Origin of the sequence: Streptomyces sp. NPDC059866 (genome assembly GCF_042731325.1) — a bacterium.
GTDB lineage: Bacteria > Actinomycetota > Actinomycetes > Streptomycetales > Streptomycetaceae > Streptomyces > Streptomyces flavusporus.
This window is the reverse complement of the sequence record NZ_JBHWJT010000014.1, coordinates 17,681-33,880: the sequence shown is the minus strand read 5'-3', so window position 1 is coordinate 33,880 and position 16,200 is coordinate 17,681. Positions and strand designations below refer to the sequence as shown.

Below are 16,200 nucleotides of genomic sequence, written 5' to 3'. Positions count from 1 at the left end.
TTCCCGCGCGCGCCGCTGACGTCTCGCTGCGCGCGCTCACGCGAACGCTCATCAGGACGGTGTACGTGTCTGTCTCCCCCTCTTCTTCCCTTCCCAGCTCCGGCTCCCGGTCCGCCAAGACCCCAACGCAGGCGGACCTTCTCGACTTCGTCCGGCGTACGGCCGTCGATGCCGCGCTGATCGACTCGCTTCCGCTCGACCCGCAGGGCCGCACCTGGGTGCGCCTGGAGGGGCCCGGCGGCAGCGAGGCCTGGCTGATCGGCTGGCCGCCGGGCACGGGCACCGGCTGGCACGACCACGCCGACTCGGTGGGCGCCTTCCTCACCGCCCGCGGAGAGCTGCGGGAGAACTCGCTCGCCGCCCGACTGCCCACCGACGGCTGGAGGACCCTCGAACTCACGGACGGCGTCGACCGGGAGCGCCTGTTGCCGGCCGGCCGGGGGCGCTCGTTCGGCCGCCACCATGTCCACGAGGTGCTCAACGAGTCCCTCGACCGGCACGCGGTCTCCGTGCACGCCTACTACCCGCCCCTGCCACGCATCCGCCGCTACAGCCGTACGGGGCATGTGCTGCGACTGGAGCAGGTCGAGCGCCCGGAGGACTGGCAGTGAGCGGGGTGGGCGAACGAGGAGGGCTTCGTCATCGAGAGGTCGGAGCGCCGGCGATGAGCGGTGAGCGCGAACCGGCGGTCGGCATCGACGAGTTGCTGGAGCGGGTGCGGGAGGGGTACGAGCGGGTCGAGCCGCAGGACGCGTACGACGCCGCCCTCGCAGGTGAGGCGCTTCTCGTGGACATCCGGTACGCGGCCCTGCGGGAGCGGGACGGGCTGATCCCCGGCGCCCTCGTCGTCGAGCGCAACGAACTGGAGTGGCGACTCGACCCCCATGGCAGCCACCGCCTCCCCGAGGCCACGAGTCACGACCTACGCGTCGTCGTGATCTGCAACGAGGGCTACGCCTCGAGCCTGGCGGCCGATTCCCTGCACCGGCTGGGGCTGCACCGGGCGACCGACCTGGTGGGCGGGTTCCAGGCGTGGCGGGCGGCGGGGCTTCCGGTGACGTCGTAGACAGAGCGCGGCGTGGGCACCACGGCTCGGCGGGAGTGAGTGGGGCAGGGCCCTGGACGCGATCGGCGCCCCCGCGCGTCTACCGTGCCACAGTGCCCCGCCCCGCCCCCTTGCACAGCTGCTCCCGCACCGAGGCTGTGGGCTGTGCAACCGTGGTTCGCAGTTCCGGGGATTCTGGATGTCACCGGTGCGCGGCACATGCGTCAGACCCCCTCGTCGCCGAGGAACTCCGTGTCCTCGCCCTCCTCCTCCAGCGCCTGCCGGACCACCCGCAGGGCCATGCCCTCGGGGTAGCCCTTGCGTGCGAGCATGCTCGCAAGGCGGCGGAGTCGTTTGTCGCGGTCGAGGCCGCGGGTGGAACGCAGCTTGCGGGCAACCAGCTCACGCGCGGTCGACTCTTCCTGCTCGGAGTCGAGTTGGGCGACGGCCTCGTCGATCAGCGTGGGGTCGACCCCCTTGGTCCGCAGCTCCTGGGCGAGCGCCCGGCGGGCCAGTCCCCTGCCGTGATGCCGGGACTCCACCCAGGCGTCCGCGAACGCGCTGTCGTTGATCAGCCCGACCTCCTCCAACCGTGACAGCACCTCCTCGGCAACCTCGTCCGGGATCTCCCGCTTGCGCAGAGCGTCCGCAAGTTGCTTCCGCGTCCGCGGGGTCCCGGTGAGCAGGCGCAGACAGATCGCCCGCGCCCGCTCAGCCGGGTCCCCTGAGGACTCCCCCTTCTCGGCCCTCGACGAGGAGAAGGCGTCCCCGTCCTCGGCGGACGGCTCTGCGAAGCCGCGCCGGCGGCGTCCACGCCCACGTCGTGAACCGCCCTCGCCGTGCCCTGTGCGGTCGCCACGAAGCCGACCACTGCCGCTCACGCCCTCAGCGGGGTGCAAGCCTCCCTCCGACTCATCGTCACCGTGCCCGGCAAAGCCTCCGTCGCCCGCGCTCACCGGCTCCGGTCTGTGTGGGGGGCCGGAGTAGGCGTGCTCCGGCCAGTCGGTTCGCCGTGTCACGGGGTCAGCTCTTGGTGGCCGCGGCCTTGGTCTTGGCCGTCTTCGCCGCCGCCGGTGCCGGTACCGCCTTGGCCGCGTCGTCCGCGGGGGTGGCAACCGCGGCGTCCGCGCCCGGTTCGGCAGCGGGCTCCTCGGGCCGTACGCCGACGCCCAGCTTCTCCTTGATCTTCTTCTCGATCTCGTTGGCCAGGTCGGGGTTGTCCTTCAGGAAGTTGCGGGCGTTCTCCTTGCCCTGGCCGAGCTGGTCGCCCTCGTACGTGTACCAGGCGCCGGCCTTGCGGACGAAGCCGTGCTCCACGCCCATGTCGATCAGGCCGCCCTCGCGGCTGATGCCGTGGCCGTAGAGGATGTCGAACTCGGCCTGCTTGAAGGGGGGCGCGACCTTGTTCTTGACGACCTTGCAGCGGGTGCGGTTGCCGACCGCCTCCGTGCCGTCCTTCAGGGTCTCGATGCGCCGGATGTCGATGCGCACCGAGGCGTAGAACTTCAGCGCCCGGCCACCGGTCGTGGTCTCCGGGGAGCCGAACATCACACCGATCTTCTCGCGGAGCTGGTTGATGAAGATCGCGGTGGTCTTGGACTGGTTGAGCGCGCTGGTGATCTTCCGCAGGGCCTGGCTCATCAGACGGGCCTGCAGACCCACGTGGCTGTCGCCCATCTCGCCCTCGATCTCGGCGCGCGGGACGAGCGCGGCGACGGAGTCGATGACGATGAGGTCGAGCGCGCCGGAGCGGACCAGCATGTCCACGATCTCCAGCGCCTGCTCGCCGTTGTCCGGCTGGGACAGGATCAGGTTGTCGATGTCGACGCCGAGCTTCTTCGCGTACTCGGGGTCGAGGGCGTGCTCCGCGTCCACGAAGGCGACCTGGCCGCCGGCCTTCTGGGCGTTCGCCACCGCGTGCAGGGTCAGGGTCGTCTTACCGGAGGACTCCGGTCCGTAGATCTCCACGACACGGCCGCGGGGCAGGCCGCCCACGCCGAGGGCCACGTCGAGGGCGGTCGACCCGGTCGGGATGACCTCGATGGGTTCCTTCGACCGCTCGCCCATGCGCATGACTGCGCCCTTGCCGAATTGTCGTTCAATCTGTGCGAGCGCGGCGTCGAGGGCCTTCTCGCGGTCGGTGCCTGCCATGGGTTCCACCCGGTTTGCTTGAGTCGATCGCTTCACGTCAAAGACGCTAACGCCTGCCACTGACAATGCGCCCCGACGTAGGTCCGGCCTGTGGATAACTCGGGCACTTCCCCCTCAAATCCCTGCGGAAATCCCCGTCCAGAGCCTCGCCGGAGCCTCCATGAGAATGGATGTTCGATTTTCGTGTCAAGCGCACCACGCGGCGCTTCCGAGACTACGTCGGCGCACCGACAACGGCCCCGGCTCCGGCGCCGACAGCCCGCTCCCGCCCTGCCTCCCCGGGCGGTCAGCTGCTACGTGGCCGCCGTCATCGGGCCGCGGTGCGGGCCGTCCTCACCTACTGACGCTCCGCCGTCGAGCTCTGCCCCGTCTCCCGCAGCTGCTCCCACAGGCGTCGCGCGCGCGTGAGCGCCCCGGGCCGCCCCGGCTCCCGTCTGTGGTTCCCGTCCACGCGCGGGTCGTCCGTGACGTCGTACCGCCTCACATACGCCCCGAGGAACGCCTGGAGCGTGGCGACCGCCGGGATGGCGATCAGCGCGCCGACCGCGCCGAGGAGAGCGGTGCCCGCGATGACCGAGCCGAAGGCGACCGCGGGGTGGATGTCGACGGTCTTGGCGGTCAGCTTGGGCTGCAGCATGTAGTTCTCGAACTGCTGGTAGATCAAGACGAAGACCAGTACCCACAGCGCGTACCAGGGGTCGACCGTGAAGGCGATCAGCATGGGCAGGGCACCCGCGAGATACGTGCCGATGGTGGGGATGAACTGCGACACGAGCCCCACCCAGACAGCCAGCACGGGCGCGTAGGGCACGCCCAGGCTCTCCAGCAGGATGTAGTGCGCGATCCCCGAGATGAGTGCCATCAGGCCGCGCGAGTAGATATAGCCACCGGTCTTGTTGACGGCGATCTCCCAGGCCCGCAGGACCTCGGCCTGCCGTGCGGGCGGCAGTACGGAGCAGATCGCACGGCGCAGTCTCGGTCCGTCGGCGGCGAAGTAGAACGCGAACAGGGTGATCGTCAGCAGCTGGAAGAGCCCCCCGAGGACCTGCGTGGACACGTCCAGGACGCCGGTGGCGCTGTTCTGCACGTAGTTGCGCAGCCAGTCGGAGCGGAGCAGGCCCTCCTGGACGTCCACCCGCTTCAGGTCGGTGTTGAAGTGCGCGTTGATCCAGTTGATGACGGAGTCGAGGTAGCCCGGGAATCCCTCGACCATCGTGATGATCTGGCCGGCGAGCATGGAGCCGAGCAGTGTGACGAAGCCCGCGGACGCGATGATCACGGCGAGGAAGACGATGCCGGTGGCGGCCCCTCGGCGCATGCCGCGCGAGGCCATCCAGCTCACCGCGGGTTCTATCGCGAGGGCCATGAAGAACGCGATCAGGATGTTGATCAGCAGGCCGGTGAGCTGGTGAAAGGCCCAGCTGCCCAGCTGGAACACGGCGATGAGCGCGAGCGCCAGCACCATGGCGCGTGGCAGCCAACGCGGCATGCGTGCGCCCGACGCGCGACCGCGGGGCCGGGCGGGCGGCGCGGTGCCGGAGGGGGATGCTTGCTGGGCTGCCTGCCCGGTCTCATCTATGGGTGCCACGGGGCAAGTCTCGCCCACACCGGTGACGATCGGGTGCGGTCCTGCGATCTTCGTGACCGGTCAGCGCCTTTCCTGTGGCACGTTCATGACCGAGCAGACCACCCGCCACACGTCCTTGGCCTCCCAGCCGGCGTCGAGCGCCTGGTGCACGGTGCGCCCGCCGAGCTCCGACATCACGTGATCGCGCGCGAAGGTCTCGGCGTAGCCCGTACCGAAGTGCTCCGCCATCCGCTCCCAGAAGACCGTCAACCTCATGACACCAGTATCCCGCCCCTGAGGGTGGGCCCGAGCCGGGACCGCTTGCCGAGAACGCTTTCCGCCCTACGGTCTGACCCATGGCCGAAACCGGAGCTTCCCCACTCCCCCCTACGCCCCCGGCGCACTCCCCGCTCTTCCGCGCCGAGCACTTCGTCTGGCTCACCGCGCGCGTGCTGGAACAGCGCCTGTTCGCCCACCTCTTCCTGCACGGCGGCGCCGACCCGGTGGAGACCGCGCTGGACGCCTACCGCAACCAGGACGGCGGATACGGCCACGCCCTGGAACCCGATCTGCGCGGCCCGGTCAGCCAGCCGCTGCACACCTCCCACGCCCTGCGCGTCCTGGACTCCCTCGGGCGCTGCGGCGGGCAGCGGGTGGAGCGTGTGTGCCGGTACCTGACCTCCGTGTCCACGCCGGACGGCGCGCTGCCGGCGATCCGTCCCAGCCAGCGGGGCTATCCGACCGCCCCCTTCGTGCCGGTCGTCGACGACCCGCCGAGCGAACTGCTCGCCACCGGCCCGGTGGTGGGCCTGCTGCACCGTAACGAGGTCTGGCACGCCTGGTTGTTCCGGGCCACGGACTTCTGCTGGCAGACGGTCGAGTCCCTGGAGCGGTCCCACCCCTACGAGATCGAGGCCGCCGTGGCCTTCCTGGACTCGGCACCCGACCGCCCGCGCGCGGAGGCGGCCGCCGACCGCCTGGGCCGCCTGGTGCGCGAGCACCGCCTCGCGGTCCTGGACCCGGAGAAGCCCGACGCCTACCCCGTGGCCCCCGGCTACGCCCCCGGGGAGCACCACTTCCCGCACGACTACGCAAAAACTCCGCAGTCCCTCGCGCGCGCGTGGTTCACCGACGACGAGATGAACCGCTCCCTGGACTTCCTCGCAAGCGAACAGCAGGAGGACGGCGGCTGGCCGATCCGATGGCGTCAGTGGGCACCCGCCCCGGCGCTGGAGGTGCGCCCCCTGGTGACGATCGAGGCACTGCGCACGCTCAGGGCGTACGGCCGGCCCATTGGCTGACCGCGGATGTCTCGCCGCCCCACCGGCCCGTCTCACCCACCCATCGCCCGTACCCCCGCCGTCACCACGACCGCCGCCGCGACGACGAGCAGGAACGGGGCGCGCAGGAACAGCGCCAGCGCCGCCGCGGCAAGCCCCGCCACGCGCGCGTCCAGCATGAGCGCACGCCCGTCGGCGAAGGTCTGCTGGGCCGTGAGGGCGGCGAGGAGGGCGACGGGGAGGAGGGCTGCGAGCCGTTTGACGAGGGGCCGCTCGAGCACACCGGCCGGGACGAGGAGTCCGGCGAGCTTGACGGCGTAGCAGCCGACGGCGGTGACACCGATAGCGATCCAGACGTTCAACGCAATCCCTTTCGTGCCTCTCGGCGTCCTTCCATGAAGAGCACGGCCGGCGCCGCGAGAGCGGCCGCCAGCACCGGCACGCCCGCGGGCAGTACCGGCAGCAGCCCCAGCCCCAGGACCACGGCGAGTCCGGCGACGGCTCGCTCGGTCCCGGTCCTCAGCATCGGCGCCAGCAGCGCCAGAAAGACCGCGGGCCCGGCCGCGTCCAGCCCCCAGGTGGCCGTGTCGCCGAGGGCCTCGGCCCCCAGCGCACCCAGCAGCGTGGTCAGGTTCCACAGCACGTACAGGCTGAGCCCGGTCACGACGAACCCGATCCGGATGCTGCGCCGCGTGGGCTGTGCCAGGGCGACCGCCGTCGTCTCGTCGATCACCCACTGAGCGGCGAACGGGCGCACCGCGCGCGGGAGGGCCAGCAACTGCGACAGCCGCAGCCCGTAGAAGGCGTTGCGCACGCCCAGGAAGAAGGCGCCCGCAGCCGCCGTGAGCGGGTTCCCGCCCGCGGCGAGCGCCCCCACCAGCGCGAACTGGGAGGCGCCGGTGAACACCAGCAGGCTGAGCGCACACGTCTGCAACAGGCTGAGCCCGCTGCCCGCCGAGGTCACCCCGAAGGCGAACCCCGACAGTCCTACGGCGACTCCGACCCCGAGGGCGTCCCGTACGACGGCGGCGTCCGGCCTTCCTCCGCGGTCGGCCCGTATGTCTGTGTGCGTGTCTGCGCGAGCTGTTCGTTCTGCCACACGTCGGACGGTAGGTGCAGCCGTCGCGCAGCGTCTTGTACGTTCTTGCGCTCCCGCTGGTACGCCCCCGGAGGCACGCCCACGATCCTGCTGAAGTGCCGGTTCAGGTGCGGCTGGTCGGTGAACCCGACCGCGACGGCGGCTTCGGCGGGCGCCGTCCCCGCGTCCAGCAACCGGCGCGCCCGGCGCACGCGGGCATCGGTCAGCCAGGCGTGCGGCGGCATGCCGTACACCTCCCGGAACGCCCGCAGCAACGCGAACGGGCTGGTGCCGAGGTTCCCGGCGAGCGTCTCCAGGGTCGGCGGCTCGGCCATCCGCTCCTCCAGCACCTCACGCGCGCGTGCCGCGATCCGCGCTCCCGCCGTGCGCACCTGGCGTTGCGGCAGTGCTCCGCCGTTCAACCGCAGCAGCCGCGTCACGGCGACCCGCAGCAGCGTGTCTGCCGCCAGCGCGTTGCCCTCGTCGGCGGCGCGCAGTACCTGATGCACGAGGCTCACGGCGTACGGATCGTCGAGCACGGGCCGGACGAACCCCGGGGTACCGCGTATCGCGGTCGTCTCCGCGGCGATGTCCGCCACCACCTCCGGCGACGGATACACGGCCCCGTACCGCCATCCCTCGGGTACCCCGGCCCGCCCCGTGTGCGGGGTGTCCGGATTGACCAGGGCCAGCGCCCCGGCACCCGCGTACTGATCGCCCCCGCCGTGGTGGAAGACCTCCACGCCGTCGGCGATGGCGGCGATCACGAAGTTTTCGTGCGTGTGCCGCACGAACGTCTTCCGGATGTAGCGGGCCCGCAGCAGATCGACACCGGGCAGTTCCGCGTACTGCCAGTGCCGCGCCCGCTCGCCGGTACCCGCCATGACTCCATTCTCCGGCACCGCCTGGCCCGAAGCAGCAAACGCGCAGGTCAGCCGTATTGTCAGTGGCCGGGTGCAGGATGGACCCATGGCGAGCTCCAGGCACCGAGCCCTCGACGGCTTCTCCCCCGCGACCCGCGGCTGGTTCACGGGGGCCTTTTCCGCGCCCACCGCGGCCCAGGCGGGCGCGTGGCAGGCCATCGGTGAGGGATCGGACGTACTGGTGGTCGCCCCCACGGGTTCCGGCAAGACGCTGGCCGCCTTCCTCGCAGCCCTGGACCAGCTCACCTCGACCCCCCACCCGGCCGACCCCAGGAAGCGCTGCCGCGTCCTCTACGTCTCCCCGCTCAAGGCCCTCGCCGTGGACGTGGAGCGCAACCTGCGCAGCCCCCTGACCGGCATCCGCCAGGAGTCCGTACGCCTCGGCCTGCCGGAGCCGGACGTGAAGGTCGGCATCCGCTCCGGCGACACCCCGGCCGCCGAGCGCCGCGCCCTGTCCACCCGCCCACCGGACATCCTGATCACCACCCCCGAGTCCCTGTTCCTGATGCTGACGTCGGCCACGCGCGACGCGCTGTCCGGCGTCGAAACGGTGATCCTCGACGAAGTGCACGCCGTCGCCGGCACCAAGCGCGGCGCGCACCTCGCTCTCTCCCTGGAGCGCCTGGACGAGCTCTTGCCGAAGCCGGCCCGCCGTATCGGCCTCTCCGCAACGGTCCGCCCGGTCGACGAGGTCGCCCGCTTCCTCTCCCCCCGCCGCAAGGTGGAGATCGTTCAGCCGGAGTCCGGCAAGGAGTTCGACCTCTCGGTCGTGGTCCCCGTCGAGGACCTGGGCGAACTGGGCGGCTCCCCGGTGGCCGACGGTTCCGAGGGAGCCGAGCGCCCGTCCATCTGGCCGCATGTCGAGGAGCGCATCACCGACCTCGTCCAGGCCCACCGCTCCACCATCGTCTTCGCCAACTCCCGCCGTCTCGCGGAGCGCCTGTGCAACCGGCTCAACGAGATCGCGTACGAGCGGGCCACCGGCGAGCCCCTGGACGAACACCACGCCCCCGCCGCGCTCATGGGCGGCTCGGGTGCCGCCCAGGGCGCCCCGCCCGTCATCGCCCGCGCACACCACGGCTCGGTGTCGAAGGAGCAGCGGGCCCTTGTCGAGGAGGACCTCAAGGCGGGCCGTCTCCCCGCCGTGGTCGCCACCTCCAGCCTCGAACTCGGCATCGACATGGGCGCGGTGGACCTCGTGGTCCAGGTCGAGTCTCCGCCGTCCGTGGCCTCCGGCCTCCAGCGCGTAGGCCGCGCGGGCCACCAGGTCGGCGCGGTCTCCACCGGCGTGGTCTTCCCCAAGTACCGCGGCGACCTGGTGCAGGCGGCCGTGGTCACCGAGCGGATGCGCACCGGCTCGATCGAGTCCTTGAAGGTCCCGGCCAACCCCCTGGACGTCCTGGCCCAGCAGCTCGTCGCCATGACGGCGATGGACACCTGGCAGGTCGACGACCTGCTCGCCATGGTCCGCCGGGCCGCCCCCTTCGCGTCGCTCCCGGAGTCGGCGTTCACCGGGGTTCTCGACATGCTCGCCGGGCGCTACCCGTCGGACGCGTTCGCGGAACTGCGCCCGCGTGTGGTGTGGGACCGCATCGCCGGCACGATCACCGGCCGCCCCGGAGCGCAGCGCCTCGCCGTCACCTCGGGGGGCACCATTCCCGACCGTGGCCTGTTCGGGGTCTTCCTCGCCGGTGCCGATCCCAAGAAGGGCGGCGGCCGGGTCGGCGAGCTCGACGAGGAGATGGTCTACGAGTCCCGGGTCGGGGACGTCTTCACGCTCGGCACCAGCTCCTGGCGCATCGAGGACATCACCCGCGACCGGGTCCTGGTCTCCCCCGCTCCCGGCGTCCCGGGGCGGCTCCCGTTCTGGAAGGGCGACCAGCTGGGCCGCCCGCTCGAACTGGGCCGTGCGGTGGGCGCGTTCCTGCGCGAGGTCGGCTCACTCACCAAGGAGGACGCCCGGCTGCGCCTGCTCGCCGCCGGCCTGGACGCCTGGGCGGCGGACAACGTCCTGTCCTACCTGGACGAACAGCGCGAGGCCTGCGGCCACGTCCCCGATGACCGCACCATCGTCGTCGAACGCTTCCGCGACGAGCTCGGCGACTGGCGGGTCGTCGTGCACTCCCCCTTCGGCGCCCAGGTGCACGCCCCCTGGGCGCTCGCCCTCGGCGCCAAGCTCTCCGAGCGGTACGGCATGGACGCGCAGGTCATGCACGCCGACGACGGCATCGTGCTGCGCCTGCCGGACGCCGACCTCATGGGCCTGGACCTGCTCGACCGGGAACCGATGAAGGTGGGCACGGAATACGACGCCGAGCAGGCGCCGGTCGGCGCGGCGGACGTGGTCTTCGACAAGGGCGAGGTCGACCAGATCGTCACCGACCAGGTGGGCGGCTCGGCTCTGTTCGCGGCACGTTTCCGCGAGTGCGCCGCCCGCGCGCTGCTGCTGCCGCGCCGCAACCCGGGCAAGCGCACGCCCCTGTGGCAGCAGCGCCAGCGCGCCTCCCAACTGCTTCAGGTGGCCGGTGAGTTCGGCTCGTTCCCGATCCTCCTGGAGGCCGTGCGCGAATGCCTCCAGGACGTCTTCGACGTCCCCGGGCTCGTCGAGCTGATGGGCGATCTCGAGTCCCGCAAGGTCCGCCTGGTCGAGGTCACCACTCCGGAACCGTCCCCCTTCGCACGCTCCCTCCTCTTCGGGTACGTCGCCCAGTTCCTGTACGAGGGGGACTCGCCGCTCGCCGAGCGCCGGGCCGCTGCCCTGTCGCTCGACTCGCGTCTGCTCGCCGAGCTGCTCGGCCAGGCGGAGCTGCGTGAACTGCTGGACGCGGAAGTGCTGACCGAGCTGGAGCAGGAGCTGCAGTGGCTCACCGAGGACAGGCGCGTCAAGGACACCGAGGGCGTCGCCGATGTGCTGCGGCTGCTCGGCCCGCTCACGGACGCCGAGCTGGCCGAGCGGGGCGCCGAACCGCAGTGGGCGAAGGAGCTGGCGGGCGCCCGCCGGGCGATCCGGGTCCGTATCGCCGGGGCGGACCACTGGGCGGCGATCGAGGACGCCGGCCGTCTGCGCGACGCACTGGGCACGGCACTGCCGGTCGGAGTCCCGGAAGCCTTCACCGAACCGGTGAAGGACCCCCTCGGCGACCTCCTCGCGCGCTACGCCCGCACCCACGGCCCGTTCACGTCCACGACGGCCGCGGCCCGCTTCGGCCTGGGCGTGGCCGTCACCGAGGGCGCCCTGCAGCGGCTGGCGGCGTCGGGGCGGGTCGTACAGGGAGAGTTCCACCCGGCCGGCATCGGCCAGGAGTGGTGCGACGCAGCCGTACTGCGTCGGCTGCGTCGCCGTTCCCTGGCCGCCCTGCGGCACGAGCTGGAGCCGGTCCCGCCGGCCGCGCTCGCGCAGTTCCTGCCGCAGTGGCAGCACATCGGCAGGGGCCATGCGCTGCGCGGCATCGACGGACTGGTGCGCGCCATCGAGCAGTTGCAGGGCGCATCGGTGCCCGCCTCCGCCCTGGAGAAGCTCGTCCTGCCGTCCCGCGTCGCGAACTACACCCCCGCGATGCTCGACGAACTCACGGCCGCCGGCGAGGTGGTGTGGGCCGGAGCCGGTGCGCTCCCCGGCAAGGACGGCTGGGTGTCCCTGTACCTGGCGGACGCGGCCCCGCTCCTCCTGCCGCCCCCGCACCCGCTGGAGCTGACGGCCCTTCACCAGTCCGTTCTGGACGCCCTCTCCGGCGGCTACGGTCTGTTCTTCCGCCAGATCGCCGACCAGGTCCGTGCCACCACCCATCCCGAGGCCACTGACCCCCAACTGGCCGACGCCGTCTGGGACCTGGCCTGGTCCGGCCGGCTGACCAACGACACCCTCGCGCCCCTGCGCTCCCTGCTCGGCTCCGGCCGCACCGCGGGTTCCACGGCACACCGCGCCAAACGCACGGTCCCGCGGGGCCGCTACGGCTCCCTGACCGCTGCCGCCCGACCCGCCTCCCGCAGCGGCCCGCCGACCGTCGCCGGCCGCTGGTCCCTGCTCCCGGCCCACGAACCCGACCTCACCGTGCGCGCCCACGCCCTGGCCCGCACACTCCTCGACCGGCATGGCGTCGTGACCCGGGGGGCGGTCGCCGCGGAGGGCGTCGAGGGCGGGTTCTCGGCGACGTACCGCATTCTGTCCGTCTTCGAGGAGAGCGGTCAGGCACGGCGCGGCTACGTCGTCGAGGGGCTCGGGGCCGCACAGTTCGCGATGGACGGCGCCGTGGACCGCCTGCGGGCCGTGGCCAATGCCCGCGACCGGGGCGACGGGCTGCCCGACCCGCAGTTCGGGACCGGCGCCCCCGAGGGCGTCACCGACGGCTACTTCACCGCCGCCGACGCCCTCGGCCCGTTCGACGACCATGCCTACCAGGCCGACCCGGCGTACGACCCCCTGGACGCCGACTCCCCGCTCCCCCATCCCTCACCGGGCGACTATGTCTCACCCCGGGACCTGCCCACATCCGGCGCCCCCTCCTGGCAGAACGGCAGCCGCGCAACCCCCGGCTCCCCCGCCCGCGGCAACCGCCCCTCCGCCGCCTCCCGTGCCGTCGTCCTCGCCGCCGCCGACCCGGCGAACGCCTACGGCGCCGCTCTCCCCTGGCCGGAGCCCCCGACGGGCGCCGGGCACAAGCCGGGCCGCAAGGCGGGCTCCCTCGTCGTCCTCGTCGACGGCGAGCCGGCCCTGTACATGGAACGCGGCGGCAAGACCCTGCTGGCCTGGCCCGCCGCCCCGGACCTCACACCCACCGACGACCCACGTCTCGGCGCGGCCGCCGAGGCCCTCGCCGCAGCCGCCCGCGCCGGCTCCCTCGGCACGGTCACGGTGGAACGCATCAACGGCACCCCCGCTCTGACGTCCCCGACAGGCACCCTGCTGGAAACAGCAGGCTTCGTCGCAACACCGAGAGGCCTACGCCTACGGGCGTGAACCACGTCCCACAACGCGACCCGGCACACACCCCTCTCCCCGTGCCACCCTGAACCCATGCCCGAAGGAGACACGGTCTGGCAGGCCGCGAGGCGGTTGCACGGCGCCCTCGCGGGCAGGGTGCTGACCCGCTCCGACCTGCGCGTGCCGAAATACGCGACGGCCGACCTCACCGGCCGTACCGTGCTGGACGTCACCCCGCGCGGCAAGCACATCCTGGCCCGTATCGAGGGCGGCCTGACCCTGCACTCGCACCTGCGGATGGACGGCTCCTGGAAGGTGTACGCGAGCGGCCGGCGCTGGACCGGCGGCCCGGCACACCAGATCCGCGCGATCCTGGGCACCGCCGACCACACGGCCGTCGGCTACCGCCTCCCCGTCCTCGAACTCCTCCGTACCGCCGACGAAGACCGCGCCGTCGGCCATCTCGGCCCCGATCTGCTGGGCCCCGACTGGGCCCCGGACCGTGCACTGGCCAACCTCCTCGCGGACCCCGCCCGCCCCCTGGGCGAAGCCCTCCTGGACCAGCGCAACCTCGCCGGCATCGGGAACGTGTACAAGAGCGAGCTCTGCTTCCTGATCGGCGCCACCCCGTGGCTCCCGATCGGCGACCTCCCCGCCGACCGCACGGCCAAGCTCCCGGCCCTCGCCAGGAAACTCCTGGAGGCCAACCGCGACCGCCCGGTCCGCACCACGACGGGCCGCCGCGGCCAGGACCTGTTCGTCTACGGCCGTGCATCCCGCCCCTGCCTGCGCTGCCACACGCCAGTCCGCGTCGCCGACCAGGGCGACGGCTCCCGCGAGCGCCCCACCTACTGGTGCCCGACCTGCCAGACGGGCCCGGCCCCGGCGCCCGGCATCCCGCGTACGAGACGGAACCCGGCACCGTACTGATTGACGATCCGTCAGAAATGCTCGTACCGTCCCAGCATGGCCGTGAAGGCGTACGACCTCACCGGACGCACCGCATTCGTCACCGGCGCCGCCGGCGGCATCGGCCGCGCCTCGGCGCTCCTGCTTGCCCGGGCCGGCGCCACCGTGCACTGCGCCGACCGCGACGCGCAGGGCCTGCACGAGACGGCGACCCGGATCAAGGACCACGGCGGCACCGCCCGCACCCACCACCTCGACGTCACCGACCGCACCCAGGTCAGAGAGGCCGTCGAGTCCTGCGAGCGGCTGGACGTGCTGGCCGCGATCGCCGGGATCATGCACAGCAGCCCGGTCCTGGAGACCCGGGACGAGGACCTCGACCGGGTGCTGAACGTCAACTTCAAGGGTGTGCTGTACGCCTGCCAGGAGTCGGCCCGTCTGATGCTCGACCGGAACATCAGGGGCAGCATCATCACGATGGCGTCCGGCGCCGTCGACACCGGCGGCCCCGGCCTGCTGTGCTACGGCGCGGCCAAGGCGGCCGTCGTACAGCTGACGAAGACGCTGGCGACGGAGCTGGGCCGGTCCGGCATCCGTGTGAACGCGATCGCGCCGGGCTGGATCCGCACTCCCATGACCGACCGCCACGACGACGCGGCCCAGGCGCGCACCGAGGCGGTGATGGCGCGGATGTCGCCGCTGGGCCGGGTCGGCGAACCGGAGGACGTCGCCCACGCGGTCCTCCACCTGGCCTCCGACGCATCGGCCTTCACCACGGGCCAGATCCTGCGTCCGAACGGGGGTGTGGCGATGCCCTGGTAGCGCTGGCCCGCAAGGCGTTCCGCCACCGCGCCACCCCGAGCGCCCCCGCCGCCCGCGCCCTGGGCGCGCAGTGCACCGGCAACAGGCTCACCCCCCACCCCCCGGCCGCGACCACTCCCTCCAGCGCCCCCGCGTCCGGCGCCACCGCAAGCCGCAGCACGGCCCACCACCACGCCGCCCCGAGCCCCAGAACGGCCCCCCAGCGCACTGTCCACGCCGCCATGGCCGTCACCTCGCTCGGACTGGACGGGCTGAGCTGCGGGCAGTCGTGCCTCCCCCAGCGCCTCAAGGGCCTGGGGGGACCCCCATGGGCGGCACGGGCGGGCGATGGGGGTGCCCCCGCGCGAGCTCGTTCGAGCGTGGGGGAGACACCCCGCACCGCCGGGCTCCGACGCCGGGACAGTCGCAACCCCGGTCAACCGTTCTCGGCCTGGAACATCCAGTAGTGCTTCTCGAGATCCGCCGTGATCCCGATGAAGATGTCCTGCGACACCGGATCCGCCTCCGCGGTCGCGGCCACCCGCTCCCGCATCCGTCCGATCAGCTCCCCGAGGGCCTCGACGAGCACCGCCACGGCGTCCCCGTCCTGGATCCAGCCGCCGTTCACCGCCCCGATGCCGCTGCCGACGGCCACCGTCGAAGCGCGCCCGTCGGGCGAGACGCCCAGGGCAGAGGCGCGTTCGGCAACGGTGTCGGAGTGGGTTCGCGCGGTGTCGACCACTTCGTCGAGCTGAAGGTGCACCGACCGGAAGCGCGGCCCCACGACGTTCCAGTGGATCTGCTTGGCCACCAGGGCGAGGTCCACGAGATCGACGAGTGCGCCCTGCAGCGCCTCGGAGACGGTCATCAGATGCGCATCGGACAGGGGGCTCTTGACGACGTACATCGCACCTCCGTTGGCTCGCCCGGCATGTCCCTCCACGATGAACGCGGCACCCGGGACCGGCAAACGCACCCGAACGGGAATCAAAGCGAACCCGAGGCAAGACCCCGCACATGCGAAAACCCCGACAGCACTTCCCAGGGGATCTCCCCGGGAAGCCCCGGCCGGGGCATCACACGATTCCTGTGGCGTGAGCGTCAGCCCACGCGTCCAACGCGCGCGTACGTCACGCCGCGACCACGTCGACCGTCTCGGAGGGCGCCTTGATGGTCACCCGTTCCGGCGGCACACCGGTCACCGACACGGAACCCAGCATCGGACGAACCGCCGTGGGCACGGGCTCGCTGGGTGTGGCCGCAGCAGACTGGGCCAGCTCGGCGAGGGCGAGCTCGTCGCTCACTTCCCGCATGAGCTCGGACATCCGTACGTCCAGCGCGTCGCAGATGGCGGAGAGCAGTTCGGAGGAAGCCTCCTTCTGCCCCCGCTCCACCTCGGAGAGATAGCCGAGTGAGACTCGGGCGGACGAGGAGACTTCGCGCAGAGTACGGCCCTGGCGCTGGCGCTGCCGACGCAGCACGTCACCCAGCAGGCGACGGAGCAGAATCATCGGTGGCTCCCTCC

General features: G+C 72.2%; 15 protein-coding genes. 6 read left to right on the top strand and 9 right to left on the bottom strand.

Features of this window, described 5'->3' with window-relative positions; all coding sequences use genetic code 11:
* Window positions 1–65 precede the first annotated feature (65 nt).
* On the top strand, window positions 66–611 hold the full coding sequence (locus tag ACFV7R_RS22085; RefSeq protein ID WP_385265918.1) for a cysteine dioxygenase: 546 nt from the start codon (window positions 66–68) through the stop codon (window positions 609–611).
* A gap of 53 nt (window positions 612–664) precedes the next feature.
* Window positions 665–1,066, top strand: a complete 402-nt coding sequence (locus ACFV7R_RS22080) for a rhodanese-like domain-containing protein (protein WP_385265916.1) — start codon at window positions 665–667, stop codon at window positions 1,064–1,066.
* 203 nt (window positions 1,067–1,269) lie between these two features.
* Here ACFV7R_RS22080 and recX read toward each other — a convergent pair whose 3' ends face one another.
* The 4 genes from recX to ACFV7R_RS22060 form a co-directional block, all read right to left on the bottom strand.
* Entirely contained in the window at window positions 1,270–2,064 is a 795-nt protein-coding gene (gene recX / locus ACFV7R_RS22075) for a recombination regulator RecX (protein ID WP_385265914.1), read from the bottom strand.
* 4 nt (window positions 2,065–2,068) lie between these two features.
* Window positions 2,069–3,196 (bottom strand): recombinase RecA, encoded by a 1,128-nt coding sequence (gene recA, locus ACFV7R_RS22070; protein ID WP_385265911.1) that lies wholly within the window; start codon window positions 3,194–3,196, stop codon window positions 2,069–2,071.
* A gap of 337 nt (window positions 3,197–3,533) precedes the next feature.
* Complete coding sequence (locus ACFV7R_RS22065) at window positions 3,534–4,784, bottom strand: AI-2E family transporter (RefSeq protein WP_385265909.1); 1,251 nt, start codon at window positions 4,782–4,784, stop codon at window positions 3,534–3,536.
* Between the two features lie 60 nt (window positions 4,785–4,844).
* Window positions 4,845–5,039 (bottom strand): DUF3046 domain-containing protein, encoded by a 195-nt coding sequence (locus ACFV7R_RS22060; protein ID WP_224734156.1) that lies wholly within the window; start codon window positions 5,037–5,039, stop codon window positions 4,845–4,847.
* An 80-nt stretch (window positions 5,040–5,119) separates the two neighbouring features.
* On the opposite strand from ACFV7R_RS22060, the gene ACFV7R_RS22055 reads away from it, so the two are divergent.
* Complete coding sequence (locus ACFV7R_RS22055; protein ID WP_385265906.1) at window positions 5,120–6,064, top strand: hypothetical protein; 945 nt, start codon at window positions 5,120–5,122, stop codon at window positions 6,062–6,064.
* A 32-nt stretch (window positions 6,065–6,096) separates the two neighbouring features.
* Here the strand turns inward: ACFV7R_RS22055 and ACFV7R_RS22050 are convergent, their stop codons facing one another.
* From ACFV7R_RS22050 to ACFV7R_RS22040, 3 genes are read right to left on the bottom strand one after another with little or no spacing between them, the layout of a single operon-like run.
* A complete protein-coding gene (locus ACFV7R_RS22050) occupies window positions 6,097–6,405 on the bottom strand; it encodes an AzlD domain-containing protein (protein WP_385265903.1) in 309 nt (102 codons plus the stop codon).
* A complete protein-coding gene (locus tag ACFV7R_RS22045; protein WP_385265900.1) occupies window positions 6,402–7,142 on the bottom strand; it encodes an AzlC family ABC transporter permease in 741 nt (246 codons plus the stop codon). Before ACFV7R_RS22045 ends, ACFV7R_RS22050 begins: the two co-directional genes overlap by 4 nt.
* Window positions 7,031–8,005 carry an AraC family transcriptional regulator gene (locus tag ACFV7R_RS22040; protein ID WP_385265897.1) on the bottom strand — a complete coding sequence of 325 codons (975 nt, stop codon included), beginning with the start codon at window positions 8,003–8,005 and terminating at the stop codon, window positions 7,031–7,033. Before ACFV7R_RS22040 ends, ACFV7R_RS22045 begins: the two co-directional genes overlap by 112 nt.
* Window positions 8,006–8,090: 85 nt before the next feature.
* Here ACFV7R_RS22040 and ACFV7R_RS22035 point away from each other — a divergent pair, with 85 nt between their 5' ends.
* From ACFV7R_RS22035 to ACFV7R_RS22025, 3 genes are read left to right on the top strand one after another with little or no spacing between them, the layout of a single operon-like run.
* Window positions 8,091–13,001 (top strand): ATP-dependent helicase, encoded by a 4,911-nt coding sequence (locus tag ACFV7R_RS22035; RefSeq protein ID WP_385265895.1) that lies wholly within the window; start codon window positions 8,091–8,093, stop codon window positions 12,999–13,001.
* 57 nt (window positions 13,002–13,058) lie between these two features.
* A complete protein-coding gene (locus ACFV7R_RS22030; RefSeq protein WP_385265892.1) occupies window positions 13,059–13,895 on the top strand; it encodes an Fpg/Nei family DNA glycosylase in 837 nt (278 codons plus the stop codon).
* Window positions 13,896–13,931: 36 nt separating this feature from the next.
* The gene (locus ACFV7R_RS22025) at window positions 13,932–14,696 is read left to right on the top strand and encodes an SDR family NAD(P)-dependent oxidoreductase (RefSeq protein WP_385265890.1); all 765 of its coding nucleotides are present in this window, start codon (window positions 13,932–13,934) and stop codon (window positions 14,694–14,696) included.
* A gap of 415 nt (window positions 14,697–15,111) precedes the next feature.
* On the opposite strand, the gene ACFV7R_RS22020 is transcribed toward ACFV7R_RS22025, so the two are convergent.
* Together ACFV7R_RS22020 and ACFV7R_RS22015 are read right to left on the bottom strand one after the other, a co-directional pair.
* Window positions 15,112–15,582, bottom strand: coding sequence for a Dps family protein (locus ACFV7R_RS22020; protein ID WP_385265887.1), 471 nt, complete (start codon window positions 15,580–15,582; stop codon window positions 15,112–15,114).
* A gap of 223 nt (window positions 15,583–15,805) precedes the next feature.
* The gene (locus ACFV7R_RS22015; RefSeq protein WP_129801119.1) at window positions 15,806–16,186 is read right to left on the bottom strand and encodes a helix-turn-helix domain-containing protein; all 381 of its coding nucleotides are present in this window, start codon (window positions 16,184–16,186) and stop codon (window positions 15,806–15,808) included.
* Between the last annotated feature and the right edge of the window lie 14 nt (window positions 16,187–16,200).

What these genes read in the sequence shown, in the direction of transcription:
- ACFV7R_RS22080 (WP_385265916.1), top strand. Translation starts at nt 665, where the DNA reads ATGAGCGGTGAGCGCGAACCGGCGGTCGGCATCGACGAGTTGCTGGAG.
- recA (WP_385265911.1), bottom strand. Translation starts at nt 3,196, where the DNA reads ATGGCAGGCACCGACCGCGAGAAGGCCCTCGACGCCGCGCTCGCACAG.
- ACFV7R_RS22060 (WP_224734156.1), bottom strand. Translation starts at nt 5,039, where the DNA reads ATGAGGTTGACGGTCTTCTGGGAGCGGATGGCGGAGCACTTCGGTACG.
- ACFV7R_RS22055 (WP_385265906.1), top strand. Translation starts at nt 5,120, where the DNA reads ATGGCCGAAACCGGAGCTTCCCCACTCCCCCCTACGCCCCCGGCGCAC.
- ACFV7R_RS22040 (WP_385265897.1), bottom strand. Translation starts at nt 8,005, where the DNA reads ATGGCGGGTACCGGCGAGCGGGCGCGGCACTGGCAGTACGCGGAACTG.
- ACFV7R_RS22035 (WP_385265895.1), top strand. Translation starts at nt 8,091, where the DNA reads ATGGCGAGCTCCAGGCACCGAGCCCTCGACGGCTTCTCCCCCGCGACC.
- ACFV7R_RS22030 (WP_385265892.1), top strand. Translation starts at nt 13,059, where the DNA reads ATGCCCGAAGGAGACACGGTCTGGCAGGCCGCGAGGCGGTTGCACGGC.
- ACFV7R_RS22025 (WP_385265890.1), top strand. Translation starts at nt 13,932, where the DNA reads ATGGCCGTGAAGGCGTACGACCTCACCGGACGCACCGCATTCGTCACC.
- ACFV7R_RS22020 (WP_385265887.1), bottom strand. Translation starts at nt 15,582, where the DNA reads ATGTACGTCGTCAAGAGCCCCCTGTCCGATGCGCATCTGATGACCGTC.
- ACFV7R_RS22015 (WP_129801119.1), bottom strand. Translation starts at nt 16,186, where the DNA reads ATGATTCTGCTCCGTCGCCTGCTGGGTGACGTGCTGCGTCGGCAGCGC.